Below are 5,190 nucleotides of genomic sequence, written 5' to 3' on the forward strand. Positions count from 1 at the left end.
CGTCAGACCCACCCCCCGCACCATGAACCCAGTACCCCCCGCCGGAGTACCCACTGCCGGGACGATGGACGGCACAACCCCCAACACCGCAACATCGAGGGGGCTGCTGCCGACGGCAACCGCAGCGGTGGAGATTACGGTGTTGGTGTCGGTGTCGAGGGTGACGACGCTTCCGGAGGCAACAGCCAGGGTGACGTAGGCGCGGGTGCTGTCGGGAGAGACCACCACCCCCGTGGGGCTGGTACCGACGGTGACGGTAGCGGTGACAGCATTGGTAGCGGTGTTGATCACCGAAACAGTGCCGCTACCGCTGTTGGCGACGTAGACGCGAGTGCCATCCGGGGCGACCGCCATCCTCGCGGGGCTGGTACCGACGGTAATGGTGGCACTCACGGTGTTCGTCGCCGTATTGATCACCGAAACAGTGCCGCTACCGTTGTTGGCGACGTAGACGCGGGCACCGTCCGGTGTGACCGCCATGCCGTATGGGCTGGTGCCGACGGTAATGGTGGCACTCACGGTGTTCGTCGCCGTATTGATCACCGAGACATTGTTGCCAGTGTTGTTGGCGACATAGGCGCGGGTGCCGTCGGGCGTGACCGCCACCGTGGTGGGGTTGGTGCCGGCAGTGATGGTGGCGCTCACGGTGTTGGTCGCGGTGTTGATCACCGAGACATTGTTGCTGCTGTTGTTGGGGACGTAGACGCGGGTGCCGTCCGGTGTGACCGCCGCCGACCCGGGGTTGGTGCCGACGGCGACGGTGGCACTCACCGTGTTCGTCGCCGTATCGATCACCGACACGTTGTTGCTGCCGCTGTTGGTGACGTAAGCGCGGGTGCTGTCCGGGGCGATCGTCACGGTGTTCGGGTTGGTGCCAGCGGAAATGGTGCTGGTTACAGTGTTGGTACTGGGATCGATCACCGAGACCGTGTTGCTGCCATAGTTGGCGACATAGGCACCGGCGTAGGTGTATCCACCGGGCAAGGTCCGGGACCCGGACGGGGTGGTCAGGACCACCGGCTGAGTGCCCGTCGAACCGGCAGGCGTCGTCCCGCTCAACACAGTACCGGCCGCATTCACCGTGACGCCGGTGGCAGGCTGACCCCCGATCGTCACCGACCCACCCGTCAGATTCACCCCCCGCACCATGAACGCCGTGCCCCCAGCAGGAGTACCCACCGCCGGAACAATCGACGGCACAACCCCCAACACCGCAACGACGCGGGGGATGTTCCCGACGGCAACCGCGGCGGAAGCGATCACGGTGTTGGCATCGGTGTCGATGGTGGTAACGGTTCCGGAGGCAACAGCATGGGTGATGTAGGCACGGGTACTGTCGGGAGAAACAGCCACCCCGAACGGGCCGGCACTGACGGTGATCGTGGCTGTTACGGTATTGGTCGCGATGTTGATCACGGAGACGCTGTTGCTGCCCAAGTTGGTGACGTAGGCGCGGGTGCCATCTGGAGTGATCGCCACCGTAAAGGGGGTGGTGCCGACGGCGACGGTAGCGCTCACCGTGTTCGTTGCCGTATTGATCACCGACACCGAATTGCTGGCGTTGTTGACGACGTAGGCGCGAGTACCGTCCGGAGTGACCGCCACGCCATGCGGGGCGGTACCGACAGTGATCGTGGCGGTGACGGTGTTAGTCGCTGTGTCGATCACCGAGACAGTAGTACCTCCAGAGTTGGTGACGTAGGCGCGGGTGCCATCTGGAGTGATCGCCACCGTAAAGGGGGTGGTGCCGACGGCGACGGTAGCACTCACCGTGTTCGTTGCCGTATTGATCACCGACACCGAATTGCTGGCGTTGTTGACGACGTAGGCGCGAGTACCGTCCGGAGTGACCGCCACCCCCACCGGGCTGGTGCCCACGGTGACGGTAGCGGTGACGGTATTGGTCGTGGTGTCGATCACCGAAACACTATTGCCAGCAATGTTGGTGACGTAAGCGCGGGTGTGGTCCGGGGAGACCGCCACACCGTACGGTCCGGCGCCGACGGTGACGGTGGCGGTGACGGTGTTGGTACTGGGATCGATCACCGAGACCGTGTTGCTGACCTGGTTGGTGACGTAGGTGCCGGCGTAGGTGTATCCACCGGGAAGAGTCCAAGACCCGGACGGGGTGGTCAGGACTACCGGCTGATTGCCCGTGGAGCCGGACGGGGTCGTCCCGCTCAGTACGGTGCCGGCCGCATTGACGCTGACACCGGTGGCAGGCTGGCCCCCGATCGTCACCGACCCACCCGTGAGATTCACACCCCGCACCGTGAACGCGGTGCCCCCCGCAGGGGTACCCACTGCCGGAACAATCGACGGCACAACACCCAACACCGCAACATCGTTGGGGTTGGTGCCGACGGCTACCGTGGCCGTGGAGATCACGGTGTTGGCGTCGGTGTCGATGGTGCTGACCGTACCGGAAGCAACAGCCTGGGTGATGTAGACGCGGGTGCTGTCCGGAGAGACCCCTACCCCCGTGGGGTTAGTGCCGACGGTGATGGTGGCGGTGACGGTGTTCGTCGCGGTGTTGATCACCGAAACGTTGTTGCTGGTCTGGTTGGTGACGTAGGCGCGGGTACCGTCCGGCGTGATCGCCACCCTCGCGGGGTTGGAGCCGACGGTGACGGCGGCACTCACGGTGTTCGTCGCGGTGTTGATCACCGAAACACTGCCGCTGCCATAGTTGGTGACGTAGGCACGGGTACCGTCCGGCGTGACCGCCACACTCACGGGGCTAGTGCCGACGGTGACGGCGGCACTCACGGTGTTCGTCGCGGTGTTGATCACCGAAACACTGCCGCTGCCGGAGTTGGTGACGTAGGCACGGGTACCGTCCGGCGTGACCGCCACGCCTTGCGGGTTGGTGCCAACGGTGACAGTAGCGGTGACGGCATTGGTCGCCGTACTGATCACCGAAACACTGTTACTGCCATAGTTGGTGACGTAGGCCCGGGTACCGTCCGGACTGACCGCCGCCCCCGTGGGGCTGGTGCCGACGGTGACAGTAGCGGTGACGGCATTGGTCGCCGTATTGATCACCGAAACACTGTTACTGCCCTGGTTGGGAACGTAGGCACGGGTGCCGTCCGGGGTGACCGCCACACCCACGGGCCCGGTGCCGACGGTAATGGTGGCGGTGACCGTGTTGGTACTGGGATCGACCACCGAGACCGTGTTGCCGCCGCTGTTGGTGACGTAGGTGCTGGCGTAGGTGTATCCGCCGGGGAGGGTCCGGGATCCGCCCGGCGTGGTGACGACCATGGGCTGGTTGCCCGTCGAGCCGGCCGGAGCGGTCCCGCTCAGCACGGTACCGGCCGCATTGACCGTCACACCGGTGGCAGGCTGGCCCCCGATCGTCACCGACCCACCCGTCAGATCCACCCCCCGCACCGTGAACGCAGTCCCCCCCGACGGCGTACCCGCCCCCGGAGCAACACCCAAGATCGCCGCGAAGGAGGTCGTGTAAGTGAAGGTGCCCGCCGAGGCGCTGCCGCCCGGGGTGGTCACCAGTACCGCGGCACTGCCGGCGGTGCCTGCCGGGGTGGTCAAAGTGATCACAGTGCCCGTGTTGGAGACGATCGTCGCCGCCACCCCGCCGATGGTGACAGTGGCGCCCGCCAGATCCGTACCGGTGATCGTGGCAGTCGTCCCACCCGCCGTGGGACCGGACGTGGGGCTGATCGTGCCCGACACCACCGGAGCAGCGGTATAGGTGAACGTGCCGGCGGAGGCGCTGCCACCGGGGGTGGTCACCACGACAGCGGCACTGCCGGCGGTGCCCGCGGGGGTGGTCAGGGTGATCACGGTGCCCGTATTGGACGTAATCGTCGCCGCCGCCCCACCGATGGTCACCGTCGCACCGGCCAGGTCCGTGCCGGTGATCGTGGCCACGGTGCCACCCGCCGTGGGCCCGGCCGTCGGACTGATCGTGCCGGTCACCACCGGGGCGGTCGTGTAGGTGAAGGTGCCCGCCGACGCGCTGCCACCGGGGGTGGTCACCACGACCGCCGCGACCCCGGCAGTTCCTGCCGGGGTGGTACCGGTGAGGGTCGTGCCGGTGTTGGAGGTGATGGTCGCCGCCGCGCCGCCGATCGTGACGGTGGCACCGGACAGGTCCGTGCCCGTGATGGTGAACGTCGTCCCACCGGCCGTCGGCCCAGCAGTCGGACTGATCGTACCGGTCACCACCGGGGCGGTCGTGTAGGTGAACGTCCCCGCCGACGCACTGCCCCCCGGGGTGGCCACCACAACCGCGGCACTGCCCGCGGTTCCCGCAGGGGTGGTCAGAGTGATCACGGTGCCGGTATTGGACGTAATCGTCGCCGCCGCCCCACCGATGGTCACCGTCGCACCGGCCAGGTCCGTACCCGTGATCGTGGCAGTCGTCCCACCCGCCGTCGGCCCGGCCGTGGGACTGATGGTGCCGGTCACCACCGGCGCGGTGGTGTAGGTGAAGGTTCCGGCCGACGCACTACCGCCCGGCGTGGACACCACCACAGCGGCGCCGCCGGCCGTGCCGGGCGGGGTGGTCAGGGTGATCACGGTGCCCGTGTTGGACGTGACCGTCGCCGCCACCCCACCGATCGTCACCGTCGCACCGGACAAGTCCGTACCCGTGATCGTGGCCACGGTGCCACCCGCGGTGGGCCCGGCCGTCGGGCTGATCGTGCCGGTCACCACGGGAGCGGTCGTGTAGGTGAAGCTACCGGCGGAAGCGGTGCCGCCGGGCGTGGACACCACGACCGCGGCGCTGCCGGCGGTGCCGGGCGGGGTGGTCAGGGTGATCACAGTGCCCGTGTTGGAGGTGATGGTCGCTGCCACCCCACCGATGGTCACCGTCGCACCGGCCAGGTCCGTGCCGGTGATCGTGGCAGTCGTACCCCCCGCGGTGGGACCGGCCGTGGGACTGATCGTGCCGGTCACCACCGGGGCAGCGATGTAGGTGAAGGTGCCGGCGGAAGCGCTGCCACCGGGGGTGGTCACCACGACAGCGGCACTGCCGGCGATCCCTGCGGGGGTGGTCAGGGTGATCACGGTGCCCGTATTGGACGTAATCGTCGCCGCCGCACCGCCGATGGTGACGGTGGCGCCCGCCAGGTCCGTACCGGTGATCGTGGCCACGGTGCCACCCGCAGTGGGACCGGCCGTCGGACTGATCGTCCCCGACACCACCGGAGCAGTCGT

Annotated in this window: 1 protein-coding gene; it reads right to left on the reverse strand. The window is 67.5% G+C overall.

Annotated elements, in window-relative coordinates; genetic code table 11:
* The coding region (locus EST92_RS30990) for an IPT/TIG domain-containing protein (RefSeq protein WP_343283822.1) at nucleotides 1–5,178 on the reverse strand (5,178 nt) is incomplete at its 3' end.
* Between the last annotated feature and the right edge of the window lie 12 nt (nucleotides 5,179–5,190).

The sequence above is a fragment of the Streptomyces sp. TM32 genome, assembly GCF_004122755.1.
GTDB lineage: Bacteria > Actinomycetota > Actinomycetes > Streptomycetales > Streptomycetaceae > Streptomyces > Streptomyces sioyaensis.